General features: G+C 60.2%; 4 protein-coding genes. All 4 read left to right on the forward strand.

The annotated features are described in order from the left end of the window. A partial coding sequence (locus tag VEH04_00900; protein HYG21308.1) for a helix-turn-helix domain-containing protein occupies window positions 1-114 on the forward strand: 114 nt, incomplete at its 5' end. Further along, window positions 111-464 (forward strand): GTP-binding protein, encoded by a 354-nt coding sequence (locus VEH04_00905; GenBank protein ID HYG21309.1) that lies wholly within the window; start codon window positions 111-113, stop codon window positions 462-464. The genes VEH04_00900 and VEH04_00905, both read left to right, overlap by 4 nt. A gap of 148 nt (window positions 465-612) precedes the next feature. Next, window positions 613-870 (forward strand): DUF3567 domain-containing protein, encoded by a 258-nt coding sequence (locus VEH04_00910; GenBank protein HYG21310.1) that lies wholly within the window; start codon window positions 613-615, stop codon window positions 868-870. A 277-nt stretch (window positions 871-1,147) separates the two neighbouring features. Beyond that, a complete protein-coding gene (locus VEH04_00915; GenBank protein HYG21311.1) occupies window positions 1,148-1,819 on the forward strand; it encodes a methyltransferase domain-containing protein in 672 nt (223 codons plus the stop codon). Window positions 1,820-2,239 lie beyond the last annotated feature (420 nt).

Genomic DNA, 2,239 nt, shown 5'->3' on the forward strand with positions numbered 1-2,239 from the left:
GAGGGCGGCAGCATGACGCGCGTTGCAGAAAAAACCGGACTCGAGCGCACCCACCTGTACCGCAAGCTCAAGCAGCTGGGCGTGGAGCCGAGCAAGGTATCCCGCAAAGGGTGATTCCCGCCACGCTCGTCATCGGCGCCAACCCGGCTGCGCGGGAAGCAGCCATTCGCGCGGCGCTTGCTCCCGCAGAACACACTGCCATCATTCTCGAGGGCATTCCGGATACCCAGTCCGGCCTTGAATCCGCAATACCGGCGCCGCGGATCGCGCGCATCGCCCCCGGCTGCGTGTGTTGCACCGGCAACCTCACGCTGCGCGTCTCACTCAACCGGCTGTTACGCACGAAGCCGGACCGGCTTTTTATCGGTGTGGCAACGTCTGCCCACATTGCACAGATCCGTGCATTTCTTTCTGCTCCGCCCTACGACAATTTACTCGCGCTGACTAAAGATTTGCACGCCTGATGCCGTTCCTGATGACAGGAACATCATTTATCCGGCGCGGCGGCCGCGGGAATCCGGCATCGGCTTGAAATCCATGCAGGTGGCCCCATTTTTGCATCATTGGTTCCGGGTCACCTGGAATTTATCCCGTACCAGAAGGAGCGCAAAAATGAACTTGATCTACAACAGCGAGCAGTACAGCGTCGTAGAGTTCGGCGCCGACGACAGGCGCGAAGCCTTGCGCTTTGGCGGATATGAAATCATGGACAAATCCGGCAAGCGCGAGATCTTCATTGGCGGCACGCTCGCCAAGTCATTCCGCGAAGAGGTGGAAAACCTGATCGCAACCGAACCGACGGTGGAAGAGATTGACGACTTCCTCGGCAAATACGACGCACTGATGCGTCAGCCAGTCACCCTGCACTAATTACAAACCCCCGCCACAGAATACACGGCGTTCTGTGGAGTTCCGGAACTTCGCTGCGACTGTGCCTGAGTGCTGCCCTGTGGCATGATGGCGGGCAAAATCAGTCGGCTCCCATTCCAACGCAAACCAAGTCGCGCGGGTACCACCCGTGCAGGGCGACGTCTTTGCGCTGCGCTGGAATGGGAGCCCGCCAGCGAGGTTTGGAATGAATCGGTCGAATGCAGGGAATGTGACTCGCCGCGCGAGCGCGCAGGCGTGCCGGAAGACGTGAGACGGCATGGACGCGAACTCTCGTCCCGTTACAAGCGCCCAGGAGGGCGTGCATGAACAGCTGCCCGCACTCGTTGCCAGGCATGCCCGGTCCGAGTACAGAAAGCCGTTCATGCCATACAACCGCGATGCGTTCGAGACGAGCGTCGCGGCGTGGCGCGCGGCAGGAAGCCGGCCGCTGATCCTCGATGCCGGTTGCGGCGTCGGCCTCTCCACTCGCCACCTCGCGCGCACGCATCCCGCGCACTTCGTCATCGGCGTCGACCAGTCGGCGGATCGCCTCGCGCGCAATACCGCGTGGGAGGGCCCCGTGCCCGCCAACTTCATCTGCGTGCGCGCGGATCTCGTCGACTACTGGCGGCTGATGCTCGCCGCAGACATTCGACCTGCGAAGCATTTCATCCTCTACCCCAATCCCTGGCCCAAGATCGGGCATCTGGCTCGGCGCTGGCACGGGCATCCCGTCTTTCCCGTCATCGTCGCCCTCGGCGGCGAGATCGAATGCCGCAGCAACTGGCGCATCTACGTGGAAGAATTTGCAGCAGCGCTCGCACAGCTTTCCGGTAGTGCGGTCACTGCCGAGCGCTTCGCCCCTGCCGGCCCGATCACCCCCTTCGAAAAAAAATATGCAGACTCCGGCCACTCGTTATGGCGCTGCGCGGCGGTGCTGCCAAGTTAATTCGCCATAGTTTCCGCGGTAATTATTACCTCTCGACAATTCATATTTTTATGAAACACTTTTGGACATCGAGCATTAGCGCGCGTTTCGGGACGAAATGGTCTGGAAAGGCTTGATTTTCCTGCGTTTCAGACGAGAAATCTCCGTTTGACGGAGCACAAACGGCAGTTCTGTTCTTGTCAACTCCCGCATTTATGGCATTGTTCGTGTGACTAAAAGGCGCTAATCTCGGCCCTTGACCACGTTTTGACGGCACTCCGACTGGCAAACGCCGGGGGTACTTCCCGGCGTCGCGGCGGGGTAAAAAAACCTGCCAAAGCCGTGCGGACGACATGCCGCCGCGCCCGGTCCACACAACACGAACAAGGGTAATGCGACATGCTTAACGTCTCCAATTCTGCATCGACGACCCAGCCCGTG

The sequence above is a fragment of the Verrucomicrobiia bacterium genome, assembly GCA_035629175.1.
GTDB lineage: Bacteria > Verrucomicrobiota > Verrucomicrobiia > Limisphaerales > DASXHY01 > DASXHY01.